Here is an 18,708-nt window from a genome sequence, read left to right as displayed (position 1 = left end):
GAGCTTCTGGCCGTACCAGGGCTGCAGTTCGCCGGTGGCCGACTTCGAGTAGTCGTAGTAACCGACCGGGGTCACACCGAACGACAGCGCCACGTCGGTCCACTGGTCACCGAGGGTGACGATGCGCTTCGGCGTCTCCGGGATCGTCACCGAGCGCCCGTCGGGCAGATTCAGCTGCACCGAACCACCGGTCGACTCATCCGAACTCGAGCATCCGGCAAGGAGGCCGGCGGACATCAGCGCGCCCGCGAGGAGCGCGCCCAGACGAAGTCGTGTTTTCACGTCAGTTCTCCAGAACGGTCGGGTGTCAGAGCGAGCAGGGCAGCAGGACGAAGCTGGCGATGAGGCAGACGCTGCTGTTCGACAGCTTCCACTTGTCGCCGCTCCACACCCAGGTCATCGCACGGTTCTGGCTGCCCCGGCCGACGACGCTGATCTGCAGGGGGGCAGTCATCTTGGTGCCGCTGACCTGCACCGGGCCGACCATCTGGTAGCTGAGTCCGACGTTGCCGTAGGTGGTGATCGCCTGGGCGACGGCGTCGAGCTGACGCAGGGCGCGTTCGCCGCCCTGGAGTTCGGCGGCACGTGCGGCACGGTTGCCGCGCGAGTTCATGACCGTCTTCACCTTGGTGTTGAGCTGGCCGGGCGTGAGCGCGGTCGGGGCCGCGACAGCCTGCTGGGTCGGCGCGGCCGAGGTACCCGGCGTGGGAGCCGGTGCAGGTGCGGGTGCGGCGTCGGGCCCGGCGCCGACGATGCCGCCGCTCTCGGGCACGTTTTCGGTGGCCGCGGGTGCGGGCGCCACGGCCGGGGCGGGCTCACCGGGCGCGGCGGCCGGCGGCTGATTGGCGGCCGGACCCACCAGGCCCTGCTGCTGTTGCGGAGTCTGCGCGGAACCGAGGTTCACGACGGTCGGCTGCGCCGCGTTCGCCGAGTCGTTGCGGTCGCCGACCATCAGGCCGACCACACCGATAGTCACGATGATCGCCGAGATCACCGCCGCCACACCTGCCGATGCCAGCACGGTCGGGATGTTGATCCCACCCGAGCGCTTCTCCGGGCCCGCTTCCGGTTCGTGGGTCTCATCCACGTAGGCCGGGTCCTGGTAGCCGACATCGTTCTGCATGGTGTTCTCCGTGTTTTCTGCTGTGTCGTTCACTTGTGCCGTGGAACGCCTGGATGCGCATGTCCACGTGCTGATCGTTCCCCGGGGGGAAGGACTTCCTAGGCAAGCCTAAGCTCGCCTCGTCTTCATGCTGACGGTAGGGCCTCGGTGAGGACCTTGTCGAACGTCTCCACGAACTTCTGTGCGTACCCGGGAAGCGCCTGGGCGTCGGTGACGATGCCGAAGGTCGTCGTGTTGCCGAGGATCAGGACGGTCACCGAGAAGGAGTAGCCGGCCAGCGGCGACAGCGGCGTCAGGCTCACGATGGGTTTACCGAGGACCGACCGCACCCGGGAGAAGCCCGGGTTGATCCCGATGTGGATGTCCGGGTGCATGTGGCTCATCGAGGCGTTCACGATCGCCCGCTGCAGGCCCCAGAGCGGCGCCCGCGGCAGGTCGTCGGCCGCGGCGAGGTAGAGCTCCGGCCGACGCTCGGCGATGGTCGCCAGCTCGCTGCGCGCCCGGCCGATCTGCTGCGACAGGTCCGTTTCGTTGCCGGGCAGGTTGAGCAGTGCCACCGAGACCGCATTGCCGGTGTGCCGGAACTCCTGGTCGAGAGTCACCGGCAGGGTCACGCGGAGGACCTCGGCCTGCGGCGACGCGGGCGGGTCGATGCTGAGCGCGCGTCCGATGGCCCCGAGCACGAACTCGTGCACGCTGGAGTCGTTGGCCTTGGCGGCCTTGCGCAGGGCGCGGGTGGACGTACTGAAGAGTGCGTGTTCACGACGCCCCGACTTCGTCAGACTCGGCCAGGCGCGCTTCTTGCCGCCGCCGGCCGCATGTTGGTCGTTGAACGCCGACTTGGCCTCCCCCAGCTTCTCCGGGTCGATACCGCTGATGTGGAACCGCGGGCTGGTGGCGAAGCGCTCGAACTCGGCGAGGTCCTCGGGTTCACCGTCGGCGAGCAGCGCCGCGAAAGCCGCACCGGCGATGCCGTCGGAGATGCTGTGGTGCACGCGCAGCAGCACCCACTGACCGACCCCCTCGGCGCCGGCAGACGGGGTGAACAGCGTGATGTCCCAGAACGGGCGCGGCCGGGGCAGCGGCGTCTCGAGGAGCTCGGAGACGCGGCGCTGCAGATGCTCACGGTCGGTGAATCCGAGTTCCGAGACGTGTTCGCCAGCATCCCAGTTTTCGTCGGCGAGCACCACCTCGGGCTTCCGCCACCGGCCGTTCTTCACACCCAGCCGGAAGATCTCGAACAACCGTCCTCGATCCCGCACCCGGGCACGTACTTCGTCGAGGCCGAGAAGCGTTCCACCGGTGTCGAGTTGGAGGATCATCGACCAGTGCATGGGCCGACTGTCGGTGTCCATGTGCAGGTAGGTGTGGTCCGGTGGTGCGAGTTCGGTGACGCGCGCGTCGGCCGGAGTGGTGACTGGGCTGTTCATGGTGACCGCCTGGATGAGGGACGCTCAGGGCGCCTGGTTGAGAGAACGGGGGAAGAACTGCTGGTAACGCTCGGTATCGGGTTTCATGGCCGCCGCGACCAGTTCCCACAGCACCTCGTCAGTGCCGCCGCCGACGCGAGCGAGCTTCATGTCGCGCCACCAGCGTCCGATCGGCGTCTCGGTCTCGAGATAACCGATCCCGCCGAAGATGTGCAGGCACTCCGAGGCGACCTCCTCGCCGAGGTTCGCCGCGGTCGCCTTGAGCGCAGCGGCGGTGCGCAGGTTGATCTTTCCCCCGGCAGCGACGCCGTCGAGCGAGTAGCTCAGCACGTCGACGCGGGCCTGCAGATCCGCGAGCCGCAGACGAAGCGCCTGATGGTCGTAGAGCTTCTTACCGAATTGCGTGCGTTCCATCATGCGGGCGAGCGTCACGCCGAGCATCACCTCGCACGCGGCCGCGATCTGCGCGGCGACCGAATAGCGTTCGTGCGCAAGCCCCCAGCTGATGACCGCCAGCCCCGTTCCCGGCCGGGCGATCAGCGCCTCCTCGGGAATCCAGGTATCGATGGTGACCGGCGCGGTGTCGAGCGGTCCGGCGCCCAGCTTCTCGTACGGCGCACCGACGTCGACCTTGTCGATCGGCACGGCGGCCAGCGCGACGTTGCCGCCGGTGTCGGGGCCGTCCTCGACGCCGCGGCACACGACGAACATGTGGTCCGCGATCGGCGAGAGCGAGACGAACTTCTTGGCGCCGACGACCCGATAGCCGCCGTCCTCGGCAAAGATCCGTGTCTCCGAGTTCTGTAGATCCGAACCGCCCTGTTCCTCGGACGCACCGATGCACAGGACGGCGTCGGTGGCCATCGCCCGCTGCGCCAGGTCCTTCAAGAAGTCGTTCCGCCCGAAACGGCGGAGGATGGCGATGGCCGAATCATGCAGGCTGACACCGACGCCGATCGCGGCCGAGCCCAGCGAGCCGAGATGACGGCCGAGAGCGAAGTGGTCGTGGAGGTCGGTGAGCTTTCGGTCTTCCCACTTGCGGGCGAAAACCCCTGCCTCACCGAGGTGTTCGAGCAGCGGTCGCGGGAATCGGTGATCGCTCTCGGCCTGGGCCGTCCACGCGGCGACCTTCTCGTCGAACGCCTCGTCCAGCAATTCTGCGTACGTCTGCACTCCGGTGTCCACGCTCACCTCTCCCCCGACTCGTATCTCGTTCCGGCTCAGGCCGGCGTCCCGGCCTTCGCGCGGACGAGATCCTCGAGATCGCCGACCGTCTCGGACTCGAAGAGCTCGCGTTCGGATAGCTTCACACCCAGACGCTCTTCGATCGCGACGACGCCGATGGCGAACGCCACCGAGTCGAGGCCCAGGTCGTCGATCAGCCGCGAGTCGCGGGTGACCTCGCCGAGCGCGAGGTCGAGGTCCTCGGTGAGGATGCCGTGCAGCGCTTCGGTGATGTGGTCGGACATGTGATGACTCCTGGTGGGATCGGGTGGTACTTCGAACGTAACGGCCGGTCAGCGTGGGATGACGTACGGGGCGACGCTGCCCAGTTTCTCGCAGGTCTCCTCGAACTCGCGTTCCGGCGTCGACTGCGCGACGATGCCGGCGCCAGCCCGCAGCCACGCCTTGCCGCCGGACGAGAAGACGGTGCGCAGGGCGAGCGTCGCCTCGAGTTCACCCGACGACGACGCGACGAGGACCGCGCCGGAGTACGGCCCGCGCCGCCGGGACTCGAGGCGGTCGATGGCGTCGACGGCCGCGGTCTTGGGCACTCCGGACGCGGTGATCGACGGGAATACGACTTCGAGGGCACGCCAGGGTGATTCACCCTCGGCGAGGGTGCCCTTCACCGTCGAGGCCAGATGTTGGACGCTGCCGCGCTCCCGCACCTCCATGAACGTGCTGACCGCTGTCGTCTGGGCGGCCGAGATCGAGGCGATCTCGTCGTAGCAGGCGCGCACCGACATCGCATGTTCGGCGACTTCCTTGGCGTCGCCGAGGAGTTCGGCCCGAGCGGCGGCGTCGTGGTCTGCAGAGATCCCGAAAGCCCTTGTCCCGGCCAGGGGTTCGGTGACGACGGTGCGGTCGGCGTGCACCGCGACCACGAGTTCGGGGCTGAACCCGGCAGCCGAGAGGTCGCCGAGCGAGAGCAGATAGGAACGTGCCGGGGTGTTGTCCGCACGGCCGCGGGCATAGGTGGCGGGGATGTCGACCGCGAAGGGGATGTCCACCGCGCGGGAGAGGATGACCTTCTGGTAGCGACCGGCCGCGATCTCGGAGACGGCGGCGGCGACGCGGCCGCGGTAGTCCTCGGTGTCGACCCGCACGTCGACGGGCCGCGACGTCCCGGGGTCGCCTGCGGCTGCGGCGATCTCGAGGAGGCGACGAGCTCGCTCCGGGTCGGCGGTGCCGGTGTCCACCCCATCCGCGTCGACGAAGGCCTCGAACTCGGGAACGATCAGGTGCGCGAGCACCGTGTCGTCGGGAACGCGTTCGAGGATACCGTGGTACGGCGCGCAGAAGTCGAAACCGACCCACCCGTAGAGACGCCAATCGGCGACCGACAGCGACTCTGTCGCTGCGGCCAGAGCATCGGCCGGGTCACCGTGCCATGCGGTGGCCGTCCGGCGACCCTGGTCGTCGACGATGATCTCGCGGCGGGTGACGACGACACGCACGCGGACGCCCGCGGCGAAGGCCCATCGACGGTTGCGCTCGTAGACGACGTGGTCGCCGAACTCGCCGGAACCGGCCCAGGCCGCCGCGATCCGGGCGGCCACCGTCTCGGTGAGCGGTGTCGCCGGAGCGATCAGGCCGGCAGCCCCGTCGAGGCCGAGTTCCGCAGCATCGATCCTCGATGTCCGCGAGTCGGTCGTCAGCGACATGTCCTTGTCCTCCGGTCGTGGGCGGCAGCACCAGTGATCCTAGAGATATTAGGGCAGCCTAATCAAACAGACCGTCCAGGTGGGCGGCGTAGCGTACGAATCCACCACCCCGACCGGCCGGTAAGGTTACCCTATCCTGCCTGTGTTTGAATGGGACCCATGCCGACGCCTCAGGACCACGCGACCGACCTGCTCGACGGTTTCACCCCGTACGCCGACGCCCAGGCAGACCGCTACCGCGACGCCGGACTGTTCCGCGGACTCCCACTGTTCACCGGCTTCGACGCCAGTGTCGACCGCGCCCCCGACGCCCCGGCCGTCACCGATGCCTCCATCGACGGGCCGCAGACGCTCACCTACTCCGAACTGCGCGAGGCCTCGCTACGTCGCGCGGCCGGTTTCGTCGACGCCGGACTCCGCCCCGGAGAACGCGTCGTCCTCCAGCAGAACAACTCGCTCGAGTTCGTCGTGAATCTGCTCGGTCTGCTCCGCGCGGGCGTCGCGCCGGTCATGACCCTGCCCGCGCACCGGATCACCGAGATCGCCCACCTCGCCGCCGGCGCCGGGGCCGTCGCCTACATCGGCGAGGACGGTCGACGGGGCTTCGACTTCCGGGATCTCGCCACCGAGCTGCAGTCCCGCGTCCCGGCCATCGCGCAGGTGTTCATCTCCGGCGATCCCGGCCCGTTCGCAGCGGCACCCGAGGCGGACCCCGCGTCGATCGATCTCCCGGTCCCGCCGAGCGCCGAACTCCCGGCCCTGTTCCTGGTCTCGGGCGGTACCACCGGTCTGCCCAAGCTGATCGCGCGCACGCATGACGACTACGACCTCAACGCACGACTGTCGGCCGAGGTCGCGGAATTGACCGCCGACGACACCTACCTCGTCGCATTGCCGGCGGCCCACAACTTCCCGCTGTGCTGCCCGGGCATCCTCGGCGTCCTCGGCGTCGGCGGCCACGTCGTCTTCACCGACAACCCGAGCCCCGACAACACCTTCGACCTCATCGAACGGCACCGCGTCACGGTGACCGCGCTGGTCCCCGCCCTCGCACAGCTGTGGTGCGCGGCGACCGAGTGGGAGCCCGCGGACATCAGTTCCCTGCGGCTTCTGCAGGTCGGCGGCGCCAAGCTCGCCCACCCGGACGCGGTCGCCCTCGACGAGGCACTCGGAAACGTGGTCCAACAGGTGTTCGGCATGGCCGAGGGCCTCATCTGCTACACCCGGCCCGACGAGCCGCGGGATCTCGTGCATGAGGTCCAGGGCTCGCCGATGTCGGAGTTCGACGAGGTGCGCGTCGTGGACGAGGAGGGCGCCGACGTCCCCGACGGCGAAGAAGGTGAACTGCTCGTTCGCGGCCCGTACACGATCCGCGGGTACTACCGGGCCGACGCGCACAACGAGAAGTCCTTCACCCCCGACGGCTTCTACCGGTCGGGCGACAAGGTGACCCGGCTGCCGTCGGGACACCTCTCGGTGACCGGTCGTATCAAGGACACCATCGTCCGGGCCGGTGAGAACGTGGCCGCCGACGACGTCGAGGAGAACCTGCTCGCACACTCCTCCGTGCGGCAGGTCGCGGTGGTCGGGCTGCCCGACGACGCGCTGGGCGAGAAGATCTGCGCCGCTGTCGTGCTCTCCCACGACCATCCGCCGGCCCAGCCGCTCGAGCTGGCCACGCTCCGCACGTTCCTCGCCGACCGCGGCCTCGCGTCGTTCAAGCTGCCCGACGTCGTCCGCGTCGTGCGGACCCTGCCCGTCACAGCCGTCGGCAAGATCGACAAGAAGGTTCTACGAGAGCAGCTGGTGTCCTCAGCGGGATGACCTCTACTCCCGGCGCCCTCGCTATGCTCTGACGCACAGATGGACGACTCCGGCCGTCCGCCGACCTGCGAGGAGATGAGTCGCCGTGGCCTTGACCGTGCGGCGTCTCGCCCAGAACACCGACCTGGGACTCACTCTCGTGGGTGGACACGAGGGCGCGGATCGGGTGATCGAATGGGCGCACGCGATCGAGCTCGCCGACCCCGCCCCATGGATCACCGGCGGCGAGCTGGTCATGACCACAGGTCTACCGATCGGCTCCTCGGACGCGCAGCAGTTCGAGTACGTCTCGCGCCTCGCGCAGGCGAGTGCGGCCGCACTCGCCGTCGACACCGGGACCACCTTCGATGCCGTCCCTGAAGGCATTCGCGCCGCCGGCGACGCACTGGGTCTCCCCATCCTTTCGGTGCCTCCCCCCACCCCGTTCATCGCGATCACCCGCGCGGTGATCGACGAGCTGACCGCCGACCAGGTACGGGCGGTGCAGCGGGTGGTGGACCAGCAGGACAAGCTCGCGCGCGCCATCCTGCGCGGCGGTATCCCCCAACTGATCTCGACGCTGGGTCGCGCACTCTCTTGCTCCGCAGCGCTCGTCGACTCCGCCGGCAGGGCGCTGTCGGTGCACGGAAAGGACGTCGCACGCCTGCTCGCGCACGCGCGAACCGTCGCGGGTTCCGCGCCACGCGGACCCGGACGCCGACAGCAGATGAGCAGCGCCTTCACCGACGAACACGGGGCGTACCTGGTGCAGAGCGTGTCCGTCGCGCAGGAGTCCAACGGCTATCTCGCAGTGGGATCGGCGGTTGCGCTGCAGCCCGAGGAGCGCCTCCTCGTGGCCCACGCGGTCGCCCTGCTGTCGATCGAACTGGGCAAGCCGGCGAAGGTGGTCGATGCCGAGCAGCGGCTTCGTACGGCCGTCGCCCGAGCCCTGATCGACCTCGGCCCCGAACTCGACATCAGCCTGCTCCGGTACTTCGGCTTCGACCAGGACGCGCGCGTCGTCGCGGTCGCGCTGACCGACGTTGGTCCGTTGCTGCCCGCTCAGCGGGAGATCGCCGGACTGTTTGCGCGGCAATCCGTTCCGTACCTGATGACACCGCAGGAAAAAGTCCTGTTCGTCATCGTCGCCGCCGACCGCACGGTGGAGTGGGTCACCGAATTCGTCACGCAACTCGGCGCACAGCTCGGGCGGCCTCTGCGCGCGGGACTGGGGGCACCCGCCGCGATCACCGATGCCTCAGACAGTCTCCGTCAGGCGACAGCTGCACTGCGACTCGGCCCGGCACAGACGCCGGTCGTCGACTTCTCGGACATGGGCACGTTCTCGATGTTGTTGAGCGGCCGCTCTCCCGACGAACTGTCGGCGATGTCGCGAATCCTCCTGGGACCGCTCGAGGACTACGACGCCACACACAGCTCGCCGTTGAATCTCGTCACCGCACTGCGCGCCTGGCTCCAGCACGACACGCACATCGAGAGCGCCGCAACAGAACTCGGTGTTCATCGGCACACCATGCGCAATCGGATGACCAAGGTCGGTCAGCTCCTGCGGCGCGACCTCGACTCGGCCGAGGTCCGGGCGGAACTGTGGATCGCGGTCAAGGCGCGTGAACTTCTCGACATCCTTCACAACGACTGACGCGCGAAAGCTACGGGGCAGACGGCACGCAACCGGTCCGCTAATCGGTGACGCCGACCTCAGACGCGGGTTGTACCTCCGCGGAGGTAGACCGTCGTCGTGTGGGTGAAGAACTCCCGTGCCGCGCGGCCCTGTTCCTTGGAGCCGTACCCGCTCTTCTTCGCGCCGCCGAAGGGCACGTGCGGATCAGCCCCGGCCGATTCGGAGTTGACGTGCAGGATGCCGACGTCGATGTCGTCGACCGCCGCCAGGGCCCGCGTGAGGTCCTGGGTGAAAAGCGCTGCGGACAAACCATATTCCCCGTCGTCGGCGACGCGGAAGGCCTCGTCGACCGAGCTCACCCGGACGACCGACAGAACCGGCCCGAACAGCTCGTCACGCCAGATGTTGAGATCCGGTGACGGCAGCTCGAGGATGGTCGGCGACAGGAAGTAGCCGGACTCGGGCGCCTCGACGGGTGCGTGATCACCGCCGTTGAGCACGGTGGCCCCTTGCTCGATCGCGCCGGCGATGCCGCTGCGGATGCTGTCGTGGGCCGACGCGGTGATCACGGGGCCCATCTCGGTCGACGCATCCAGAGGGTCACCCACCACCAGATCGGCGGCCGCCTTGCTCAGTGCAGCGAGCAGTTCGTCGGCCACGTCATCAGTGACGACGAGTCGTGATGTGGCCGTGCACTTCTGCCCGGTCGAGCGGAACGCCCCGAGCATGATCTGCTGCACCGCCAGGTCGAGATCCGCGTCGCCGAGCACGATCGCCGCGTTCTTCCCACCCATCTCGGCCTGCACCGGTACGCCGCGCGAGGCCGCGGCCGCCGCGATCCCCCGCCCGACTGCGGTCGAACCGGTGAAGGTGATCGCATCGATGCCTGGATGATTGACGATGCTGTTGCCGATCGCGCGGTCACCGACGGTCAGGTTCAGAACTCCCGCCGGCAGTCCGGCCTCGACCAGGGCCTGCGCCAGACGCACTGCGAGAAGGGGTACCGTTTCGGCCGGTTTCCACACCACCGTGTTGCCGTAGATGAGCGCGGGAGCGATCTTCCACGCCGGGATCGCGATCGGGAAGTTGAACGGCGTGATCACGCCGACCGTGCCGATCGGCTTGCGCGTCACCAGGATTCGTTCACCCTTGCGCGGCGAGGAGAACACCTCGCCCGCATCTCGATCACCCTCGGCGCCGTAGTAGCGCAGGATCTGCGCCGCCCGCTGCACCTCGCCGATCCCCTCGGCCAGCGTCTTGCCCTCCTCACGAGTGAGTTCGGCACCCAGCCGCTCCGCGTCGCGCTCGAGAATCCCGGCGGCCCTGATGAGTACTGCACCGCGTTCATGCGTGGTCATCTCCGACCAGACGGCGAAGCCGCGACGTGCCGCGTCGACGGCGGCGTCGACCTGTCGAGTACTCGCACGACGCCCCTCGGCGACCACCACATCGGGGTAGGTGGGACTCGTGCTGACAAGCTGGGTGTCCTCACCCTCAACCCACTGGCCGTCGATGAGGTTGACCAAGCGGCGCACCTGCTCGAGGTGCGGGTCGCCGACGGTCGTCTCTACCACTGCAGTCATCGATGTCCTCACGGTCGTGGTCACCGCCGAACCGTACGCCCGAGAGGTACTACCGGGTCATCGCCGTGATGTACAAGTTGTGCTCATTAGATCGCCGAAATGGACATCGACCCACGCCTCATACGGGAGCGAGCGTCACGATCCCCGGGTGATGGTCGAGATAGTTCTTGGTGAACGAGCACACCGGCCGGAGCCGCGCGTTGCGTTCCCGGGCGAAGTGGATGACCGTCCGGGTCAGGCGGGTGGCGAGCCCGTGACCGCTGTATTCGTCATAGAGCACGGTGTGCAGGACGGTGATGGTGGTCTGACCGTCGACGGTCTCGGTCGAGTAGCCGAGCACCCCGACCAGATCTCCCGCGACCCAGAGTTCGAACCTCTCGCGGTCGGGGTTGTGAACCACCTGCGCGATCTGCTGCAGGATGGATCGAGCCGACTGCGGCGGCCGATGCCGGTTCTTGCGTAGCAACTACACGCCTCCTCACGTGATCACTGTGGCGGGTCACCGGCATGACGCCGCGGCTCGACGTAAGGACCCCTGTGACTAGGGTCACACCGTACCTTACGGATCCGTAACTGACGAGACCTCTCGGTGATCTTCCGTGCACGGCACCGGGTGTTGACCGCCGATGTAAGGTGGCAAACGCAACACAACTACACACGCGGGGGCTCTCACGATGACCGAGGGCTGAGATGGCGACGGGCGGTCGCCGACCGCTCGAACCTGTCCGGGTAATGCCGGCGTAGGGAGAACCATCATGGGCACACGTGTATCCACCACACCCACGACTTCAGGTCTGACGACCGGACCGATCGAGGGAAGCTCCAAGCACTACCTCACCGTCGACCACCTTCGCGTACCGCAGCGTCGAATCCTCCTCACCAACGGTGAACATCTCGACGTCTATGACACCTCCGGGCCGTACACCGATTCCGATGCGGTCATCGACGTGGAGCGCGGACTGCCGCCGACCCGCGACGCATGGCACCGTCCGGAACCCGTCGACGGAGCGAGCACCCAACTCGCCTGGGCGCAAGCAGGGATCATCACCGACGAGATGCGGTTCATCGCGGCGCGCGAGGGCGTCGACCCCGAGCTGGTCCGCTCCGAGGTGGCCATCGGGCGCGCGGTGATCCCGGCGAATCATCGTCACCCCGAGTCGGAGCCGATGATCATCGGCAAGAGATTCGCGGTGAAAGTCAATGCGAACATCGGGAATTCAGCGGTGCGCAGCTCGATCGCCGACGAGGTCGAGAAGATGGTGTGGGCCACCCGATGGGGCGCCGACACCATCATGGACCTGTCGACCGGCGCCGACATCCACACCACCCGCGAGTGGATCCTGCGCAACTCCCCCGTCCCCGTCGGTACCGTGCCGATCTACCAGGCCCTCGAGAAGGTGAATGGCGACCCGGTCGCCCTCACGTGGGAGATCTACCGCGACACCGTGATCGAGCAGGCCGAGCAGGGCGTCGACTACATGACGGTGCACGCCGGGGTACTGCTCCGCTACGTGCCGCTGACCGCCCGGCGGGTCACCGGCATCGTCTCGCGGGGCGGGTCGATCATGGCCGCGTGGTGTCTGGCACACCATCGGGAATCGTTCCTTTACACCCACTTCGACGATCTGTGCGAGATCTTCGCGCGGTACGACATCACCTTCTCGCTCGGTGACGGTCTGCGGCCGGGGTCCATCGCCGACGCCAACGACGAGGCCCAGTTCGCCGAACTGCGCACCCTCGGCGAACTCACGACCATCGCCAAATCCCATGGCGTGCAGGTGATGATCGAGGGTCCCGGGCACGTCCCGATGCACAAGATCGCCGAGAACGTGCGTCTCGAGGAAGAGCTCTGCGAAGAAGCGCCCTTCTACACGCTGGGACCGCTGGCCACCGACATCGCACCCGCCTACGACCACATCACCTCCGCGATCGGTGCGGCGATGATCGCCCAGGCGGGAACGGCCATGCTCTGTTACGTGACGCCCAAGGAGCACCTGGGGCTGCCCGACCGCGACGACGTGAAGGTCGGCGTCATCACGTACAAGATCGCCGCCCACGCCGCGGACCTCGCGAAGCAACATCCCCGCGCACAGGAACGGGACGACGCATTGAGCAAGGCCCGCTTCGAGTTCCGGTGGATCGACCAGTTCAACCTCGCCCTCGACCCGGACACCGCCCGCGAGTACCACGACGAGACCCTGCCCGCCGAGCCGGCGAAGACCGCCCACTTCTGCTCGATGTGCGGTCCCAAGTTCTGCTCGATGCGGATCTCCGCCGACGTACGCGCCTACGCGGAGGAGAACAACCTGGTGACCGCCGAGGACATCGACCGGAAGATCGCCGAGGGGATGGCCGCGAAATCTGCCGAGTTCGCCGAGGCCGGCAACCGCGTCTACCTGCCCCTCGAGAGCAGCGCAGGAGGCTCTGCGTGACCGGGTTCGAGTTGCTGCCCGTCGCGACGCCGGGTTCGACGCCGGTCCGCGTCCTGACCATCGCCGGATCGGATTCCGGTGGCGGCGCCGGCATCCAGGCCGACATGCGGACGTTCGCGCTGCTCGGCCTGCATGCCTGCGTCGCGGTCACCGCGGTGACCGTCCAGAACTCGCTGGGCGTCAGCGGTTTCCAGGAGATCGAACCGGAGACAGTCGCCGCCCAGATCCGCACGGTCGCCGACGACATCGGCATCGGGGCCGCCAAGACCGGCATGCTGGCCTCGGCGGAGATCATCGACGCCGTCGTCGCCCAGTGCGCCGAGAGCGGCATCGGTCGCGACGGTTCTTCACCGCTGGTCGTCGACCCGGTCTGTGCGTCGATGCACGGGAACCAGCTGCTGGCCGACTCGGCACTGGACACGCTGCGCGACAACCTCTTCCCGCTCGCCACGCTGGTGACGCCGAACCTCGACGAGGTGCGGCTCATCACCGGGATCGATGTCGTCGACGCCGACTCGCAGCGCGACGCGGCGAAGGCGTTGTTCGATCTCGGACCTGCCTGGGCGCTTGTCAAAGGCGGACACCTACGGTCCTGCGACCACTCCCCCGACCTGCTCTACGACGGCGCCGAGTTCATCGAACTCAACCACGAGCGCATCGACACGACCCACGACCACGGCGCCGGCGACACGCTCGCCGCGGCGATCACCTGTGCCCTGGCACACGGTTATTCGGTTCCCGACGCGGTCTCCTTCGCAAAGAAGTGGGTCACCCGGGGCCTGGCCGCCGCCTACCCGTTGGGCGCCGGCCACGGCCCGGTGAACCCGCTGTGGCGGGTGAGCGGCGACCACTGACTCACCCCGCCTTCTGAGGCGTGAGCCCCTGCTGCCTGAGGTGCGAGGAGCGTAAGCGACGAGCCACGAAGGCCTGGTGAGCCGACGTCGCCAGCCCTTCGTGGCTCGCTGCGCTCGCACCTCAGGGAGCGAGGGGGCGCTGCGCTCGCACCTCAGGCAGCGAGGGGGCGCTGCGCTCGCACCTCAGGCAGCGAGGGGGCGCTGCGCTCGCACCTCAGGCACCGGGAGGGTAGGCGCAGACCTACTTCTCCCAGCCGATGTCCTCGACGGGACCGACGTAGAACTGCCCGGCGCCGTAATTGGCGAGGCCTTCCTTCACCGCGACCATGGACGGGCCGTTGAACAGCGGGAGGTTGGAGAACTGGGCGAAGGCCTCGCGTTCGATCCGGTTCCCAGCCGCGATCTGGGCCATCGGGTCGCCGATCCTCGACATCGCCCGAATCTGGGCGTCGAGTTCCGGGGATCCGGCGCCGGCAGGGTTGAATTGCGAGTCGCTGCACCAGACCTGACAGAAGTAGGCCATGCCGAACGGGTCGCTCGACGAGAAGCCCATCATGAACAGGTCGAATTCCTTGTTGACGACGACGGCCGAGAAGTCTGCCGAGGGACGCTGCTGCACAGTCAGCTCGATCCCGACCTTGCCCAGGATCGCCTGCAGTGCACGTGACAGGTTGAGCGTGGTCGCGTCGTCGCCGACGTTGGGCAACACCAGCGACAGCCGTTTGCCGTCCTTGCGGCGCACACCGTCGTCCCCCGTGCGCCACCCGACGCCCTCCAGCAACTCGACGGCTCTGCCGGGGTCATAGGACACCACACCCGCCAGGTTGTCCTCGTACCCGGGCTGGAAGGGGTACAGCGACAACGACCCCGGGAGCTTCTCGGTGTAGTTGAGTCCCGTGAACCTGATGCGCGCGAGCGTGTCCCGGTCGATCGCGGCGAACACCGCCTGCCGGACGGTCCGGTCGGAGAGGATCGGCGCATCGAGGTTCAGGACGAGCAGCGCCTGCTGCGGTGACGCGGCGGTCCGGATGTCGATCCCGTTCATCGTGAGGACCCGCGCACGTGCATCCTTGGCCGCGACCCCGGTCGCGTCGATCTCACCGTTCTGGAAGGCGTTGAGCGCCGCCTGGGGCTCCATCTGCCGGAAGATCCGTCGGTCGAGTTTGCCGGGTTGTCCCCACCACTTGGGATTTCGTTCGAAGACGACGGTCCCGTTGTCGGCGTCGTACGAGGCGATCGTGAACGGCCCGGCGCCCCATTCGGGATGCGGCTTCCGGACATAACCCTCGTTGTAGACGTCGGGGGCTGCGGCCTTCGGATGGAGCACGACGTTGAACAGACCCTCGGGCCAGGCGTAGACGCCGTCGAAGCGGACGATGACCTCACGGTCGTCGGCACCGCGGGTGACCGAGGCGATCTGGCTGTACCCGTCGGTGGAACTGACGAGGTAGCGATCGTCGACGCCCCGGCTCGTGCGCCAGGTCTCGACAAAAGCGCGGTAGTCGATCGGTATGCCGTCGTTGAAGAAGGCCTTCGGGTTGACGGTGTAGGTGACCACGGTGTCCCGGCCGACGGTCTCGGTACGGACGTCGGTGAGGTAGTCGGGATTGGGTGCGTACTGCCCGTCCGGTGAGAAGTAGGCGAGCACCGGGTTGTACCAACGCCACAGGGCCAGGGTGTATGCGGTGCCGTCGGCATGGAAGGTGTTCCACTGCGGGGACACCTCGGTGAGGGCCGTCGTGAGGCTGCCGCCGTCCTCGAGGTTCTCCCGGGGCTGCGGATTGAGAGAAGCGCCCTCAGTCGCGACTGCACCGGTGTCCAGCGCAGCACCGCAACCGGTCACACAGGCGACGGTCATCGCGACCGCCGCGATCAGCCTCGCACAGCGCCTCACCGCTCCACCTCCAGGAAATGGCATGCGGCCCGGTGATCCGCCGTGTCACCCTCCGCGGCCGGGCGGAGTTCGGGGATCACCGTCCGGCAACGTGCACGGCGTTCCTCGTCGAGCTGCGCATGCAACGGACAACGGTTGGTGAAACTGCATCCGACCATCTCGTCAGTCGCGCTGGGTTGTTCACCGGTCAGGACGATGCGCTGTCGCTGCCGCTCGACGCGCGGGTTCGGAACGGGCACCGCCGACAAGAGTGCCCGGGTGTAGGGATGCGCGGGTTCGGCGAAGACCGCCTCGGTGGGTCCGGACTCCACGATCGAACCCAGATACATCACCGCGACGCGATCGGCCAGATGCCGGACCACGGAGAGATCGTGGGCGACAACCAGATACGCCACATCACCGTCGGCCTGCAGGCGACGGATCAGGTTGACGACGTCCGCCTGCACCGAGACGTCGAGGGCCGACAGCGGCTCGTCGAGGACGATCAGGTCGGGGTCGGTGGCGAGTGCTCGCGCGATCGCGAGACGTTGTCGCTGGCCGCCGGAGAAGGCGGCGGGGAAACGGTCGGCGTGAACGGGATCCAGTCCGACGCGCCGCATGAGGCCCGTGACCTTCTGTTCGGTCTCCGCTTTCGAGACCCCCAGCGCGCGAAGCGGTTCGGCGATGATGTCGAAGGCAGTGAACCGCGGGTCGAGCGCATCCGACGGATCCTGGAAGACGATCGACGTCTTCTGTCGCAGCGCGCGGGCCTCGCGTGACCTGACCGCCGCCGGGTCCACCCCGCCGATCCGGACGACGCCCTCGGGTTGCGCGAAGTCCATGATCTCCAACAGCGTCGTCGACTTGCCGCTGCCCGACTCTCCGACGAGGGCCATCGACTCGCCGCGCCGGATGTCGAAGCTGATCCCGTTGACCGCCCGCACCGAACCCACCCGACGCTTGAGGAAACCGCTCGTCAGCGGGAAGACCTTGGTCATACCCACCACATCGAGAACGGTTGGCCGTTCCTGCCGGTCGACGGCTGCGGTCGATGCCGCCGGCACGTCGGGCGGCGGGAACACCGGCTCGCCGCCGATCCGACCGTCGACGTCGATCTCCCCCATTCGGATACACGCAACCCGGTGGTCGCCGGTCACCTCCACCGGTTCCGGTTCGCTCCGGCGGCAGTCGTCGATCGCGACGGGACACCGTGGTGCGAACTGACAGCGGTTCTGCACGTCGATGAGAACCGGAGGCGTTCCCGGGATGGGGATGAGCGCATCGGTCCGGCGGTCCACCCGCGGCACCGCTCCCAGCAATCCGATCGTGTACGGCATCCGCGGTCCGCCGAACAGCGTGTCGACGTCGGCGGTCTCGACCGCCCGGCCGGCGTACATCACCACGACGTCGTCGGCCTGCCCGGCGACGACGCCGAGATCGTGCGTGATGAGCAGCATCGCGGCGCCGGTCTCGCGTCGGGCGGTGGCGAGCACGTCGAGGATCTGCGCCTGGATGGTCACGTCGAGCGCGGTGGTCGGTTCGTCGGCGATGATCACCGACGGGTCGTTGGCGATCGCGATCGCGATCATCACGCGTTGGCGCATCCCGCCGGACAACTCGTGCGGAAAGGCTCTGGCGCGTCGCTGCGGATCACCGATCCCGACCAGGTCGAGCAGTTCGACCGACCGCGACCAGGCCTGCTTGGCGGTGATGGACTGATGGGCCCGCAGCGCCTCGGAGATCTGCGCTCCCACGGTGAACACCGGGGTCAACGACGACAACGGATCCTGGAAGACCATGGCGATCTCCGAACCCCGGACCGCGGACATCTCCTTGTCCGACAACCCGATCAGTTCTCGGTTCCGTAGCGCGACCGATCCGCTGACGCGTGCGGTGTCCGGCAGCAGCCCCAGAACCGCCAGAGCCGACACCGATTTCCCCGACCCGGATTCACCGACGATGGCGGTGGTCCGGCCGGCCCGCAGGTCGACGTCGAGACCGCGGACGGCCTCCACCGTGCCTGCCTCGCTACCGAAGTCCACTCTCAGATCCCGGACCGCCAGCACCGCATCGGGATTCGTCATCGACGGGCACCTCCACGCGAGGTCGGGTCGAAGGCGTCGCGCAGGCCGTCGGCGATGAGCGCCATCGAGACCGTGAGGAGTGCCAGCGCGGCCGCGGGGAACCAGAACAGCCACGGCGACGCGGCCAGCGTCCCGGCACCCGCCTGCAGCAAGGAGCCGAGGGTGACGTCGGGGATCTTCACGCCGAACCCGAGGAACGACAGCCCGGTCTCGGCGAGCACCGTGGCCACGACGCCGAGGGCGAAGTTGACGACCAGTAACGAAGCGATGTTGGGCAGGATGTGCCGGAGGATGATCTTGACCGGGGATACGCCCAGATACTGTGCGGCGGCGATGTAGTCGCGCTCGCGGACGGTCAGCGCCAGCGAATGGATCACGCGCGCCAACATCATCCAGCCGAACGCGATGAGCACGACGATCAGCCACCGCCAGTCACCGCCGGTGTTGTTGGAGACCAGGGCGAGGATGAGGAACGTCGGCACCACGAGGAGCAGGTAGACGACGCCCAGGACGACGCGCTGCACCCAGCCGCCGAAGTAGGCGGCCAGGCCGCCGAGGAATGCCGCGATCGCGGTCGTCCCGATCGACACGACCAGGGCGATGGTCAGCGAGCGCTGGAGTCCGTGCACCACCTGCGCATACAGGTCGTTGCCGGCGTCGTTGGTGCCGAACCAGTGGGCGCCTTCGGCCCCGTGGGTCGACGGCGGGAAACCGATCGCCAGGAAATCGGTGTCGGTGTAGGAGTAGGCGGTGAACAATCCGCCGAAGACGGCGAAGAGCACGAGTAGGACGAAGATGGCCAGACCCAGCAGCGCGGACCGGTTGCGCGCGTATCGTTTCGCGAAGATCTCGACCCGGCCGCCGCGTCGCCGGGCCAGTGGCGCCGAAGCGGTGTCCGATTCGTCGAGGACACCGCCGGTCTCACCCATGATCGGGGCGGTCGCGTCGAGGTGTCCGGACTGCGGCCCGCGCGGTTCCGGCGGCAGCATCGCCATC

The 18,708-nt window shown here is 68.0% G+C and carries 14 protein-coding genes, 1 pseudogene and 1 riboswitch; of the genes and pseudogenes, 4 read left to right on the top strand and 11 right to left on the bottom strand.

What is annotated here, in order from left to right:
• The 6 genes and pseudogenes from LQD00_RS00135 to LQD00_RS00110 form a co-directional block, all read right to left on the bottom strand.
• Positions 1 to 282, bottom strand: a pseudogene (locus LQD00_RS00135) (ABC transporter substrate-binding protein); the annotation flags it as partial.
• A 25-nt stretch (positions 283 to 307) separates the two neighbouring features.
• Positions 308 to 1,123 (bottom strand): hypothetical protein, encoded by an 816-nt coding sequence (locus tag LQD00_RS00130; RefSeq protein ID WP_232715099.1) that lies wholly within the window; start codon positions 1,121 to 1,123, stop codon positions 308 to 310.
• A gap of 125 nt (positions 1,124 to 1,248) precedes the next feature.
• Positions 1,249 to 2,553 carry a wax ester/triacylglycerol synthase domain-containing protein gene (locus tag LQD00_RS00125; RefSeq protein ID WP_232715097.1) on the bottom strand — a complete coding sequence of 435 codons (1,305 nt, stop codon included), beginning with the start codon at positions 2,551 to 2,553 and terminating at the stop codon, positions 1,249 to 1,251.
• Positions 2,554 to 2,577: 24 nt separating this feature from the next.
• Positions 2,578 to 3,744, bottom strand: coding sequence for an acyl-CoA dehydrogenase family protein (locus LQD00_RS00120; RefSeq protein WP_232715096.1), 1,167 nt, complete (start codon positions 3,742 to 3,744; stop codon positions 2,578 to 2,580).
• A 29-nt stretch (positions 3,745 to 3,773) separates the two neighbouring features.
• Positions 3,774 to 4,022 (bottom strand): acyl carrier protein, encoded by a 249-nt coding sequence (locus LQD00_RS00115; RefSeq protein ID WP_232715095.1) that lies wholly within the window; start codon positions 4,020 to 4,022, stop codon positions 3,774 to 3,776.
• A gap of 48 nt (positions 4,023 to 4,070) precedes the next feature.
• Complete coding sequence (locus LQD00_RS00110; protein WP_232715093.1) at positions 4,071 to 5,441, bottom strand: salicylate synthase; 1,371 nt, start codon at positions 5,439 to 5,441, stop codon at positions 4,071 to 4,073.
• Positions 5,442 to 5,600: 159 nt separating this feature from the next.
• Here LQD00_RS00110 and LQD00_RS00105 point away from each other — a divergent pair, with 159 nt between their 5' ends.
• Positions 5,601 to 7,265, top strand: coding sequence for a (2,3-dihydroxybenzoyl)adenylate synthase (locus LQD00_RS00105; RefSeq protein ID WP_232715092.1), 1,665 nt, complete (start codon positions 5,601 to 5,603; stop codon positions 7,263 to 7,265).
• An 85-nt stretch (positions 7,266 to 7,350) separates the two neighbouring features.
• Positions 7,351 to 8,904, top strand: a complete 1,554-nt coding sequence (locus LQD00_RS00100) for a PucR family transcriptional regulator (protein ID WP_232715090.1) — start codon at positions 7,351 to 7,353, stop codon at positions 8,902 to 8,904.
• A 59-nt stretch (positions 8,905 to 8,963) separates the two neighbouring features.
• Here the strand turns inward: LQD00_RS00100 and LQD00_RS00095 are convergent, their stop codons facing one another.
• Both LQD00_RS00095 and LQD00_RS00090 read right to left on the bottom strand, forming a co-directional pair.
• Complete coding sequence (locus LQD00_RS00095; RefSeq protein WP_232715088.1) at positions 8,964 to 10,469, bottom strand: aldehyde dehydrogenase family protein; 1,506 nt, start codon at positions 10,467 to 10,469, stop codon at positions 8,964 to 8,966.
• Between the two features lie 118 nt (positions 10,470 to 10,587).
• The gene (locus LQD00_RS00090) at positions 10,588 to 10,935 is read right to left on the bottom strand and encodes a GNAT family N-acetyltransferase (RefSeq protein ID WP_232715087.1); all 348 of its coding nucleotides are present in this window, start codon (positions 10,933 to 10,935) and stop codon (positions 10,588 to 10,590) included.
• Between the two features lie 183 nt (positions 10,936 to 11,118).
• Positions 11,119 to 11,233, top strand: a riboswitch (TPP riboswitch).
• Here LQD00_RS00090 and thiC point away from each other — a divergent pair.
• Positions 11,225 to 12,901, top strand: a complete 1,677-nt coding sequence (gene thiC, locus LQD00_RS00085) for a phosphomethylpyrimidine synthase ThiC (RefSeq protein WP_232715085.1) — start codon at positions 11,225 to 11,227, stop codon at positions 12,899 to 12,901. (Overlaps the previous riboswitch by 9 nt.)
• Positions 12,898 to 13,755 (top strand): bifunctional hydroxymethylpyrimidine kinase/phosphomethylpyrimidine kinase, encoded by an 858-nt coding sequence (gene thiD / locus LQD00_RS00080; protein ID WP_232715084.1) that lies wholly within the window; start codon positions 12,898 to 12,900, stop codon positions 13,753 to 13,755. Before thiC ends, thiD begins: the two co-directional genes overlap by 4 nt.
• Before the next feature lie 241 nt (positions 13,756 to 13,996).
• Here the strand turns inward: thiD and LQD00_RS00075 are convergent, their stop codons facing one another.
• From LQD00_RS00075 to LQD00_RS00065, 3 genes are read right to left on the bottom strand one after another with little or no spacing between them, the layout of a single operon-like run.
• The gene (locus tag LQD00_RS00075; protein WP_269784465.1) at positions 13,997 to 15,673 is read right to left on the bottom strand and encodes an ABC transporter family substrate-binding protein; all 1,677 of its coding nucleotides are present in this window, start codon (positions 15,671 to 15,673) and stop codon (positions 13,997 to 13,999) included.
• The gene (locus LQD00_RS00070) at positions 15,646 to 17,712 is read right to left on the bottom strand and encodes a dipeptide ABC transporter ATP-binding protein (RefSeq protein ID WP_232715081.1); all 2,067 of its coding nucleotides are present in this window, start codon (positions 17,710 to 17,712) and stop codon (positions 15,646 to 15,648) included. The genes LQD00_RS00075 and LQD00_RS00070 overlap by 28 nt, the downstream gene beginning before the upstream one ends.
• The gene (locus tag LQD00_RS00065) at positions 17,709 to 18,707 is read right to left on the bottom strand and encodes an ABC transporter permease (RefSeq protein WP_232715080.1); all 999 of its coding nucleotides are present in this window, start codon (positions 18,705 to 18,707) and stop codon (positions 17,709 to 17,711) included. The genes LQD00_RS00070 and LQD00_RS00065 overlap by 4 nt, the downstream gene beginning before the upstream one ends.
• Between the last annotated feature and the right edge of the window lies 1 nt (position 18,708).

Source organism: Gordonia metallireducens (assembly GCF_021245825.1).
GTDB classification, from domain to species: domain Bacteria; phylum Actinomycetota; class Actinomycetes; order Mycobacteriales; family Mycobacteriaceae; genus Gordonia; species Gordonia namibiensis.
This window is presented reverse-complemented; position numbering and strand designations above follow the sequence as displayed.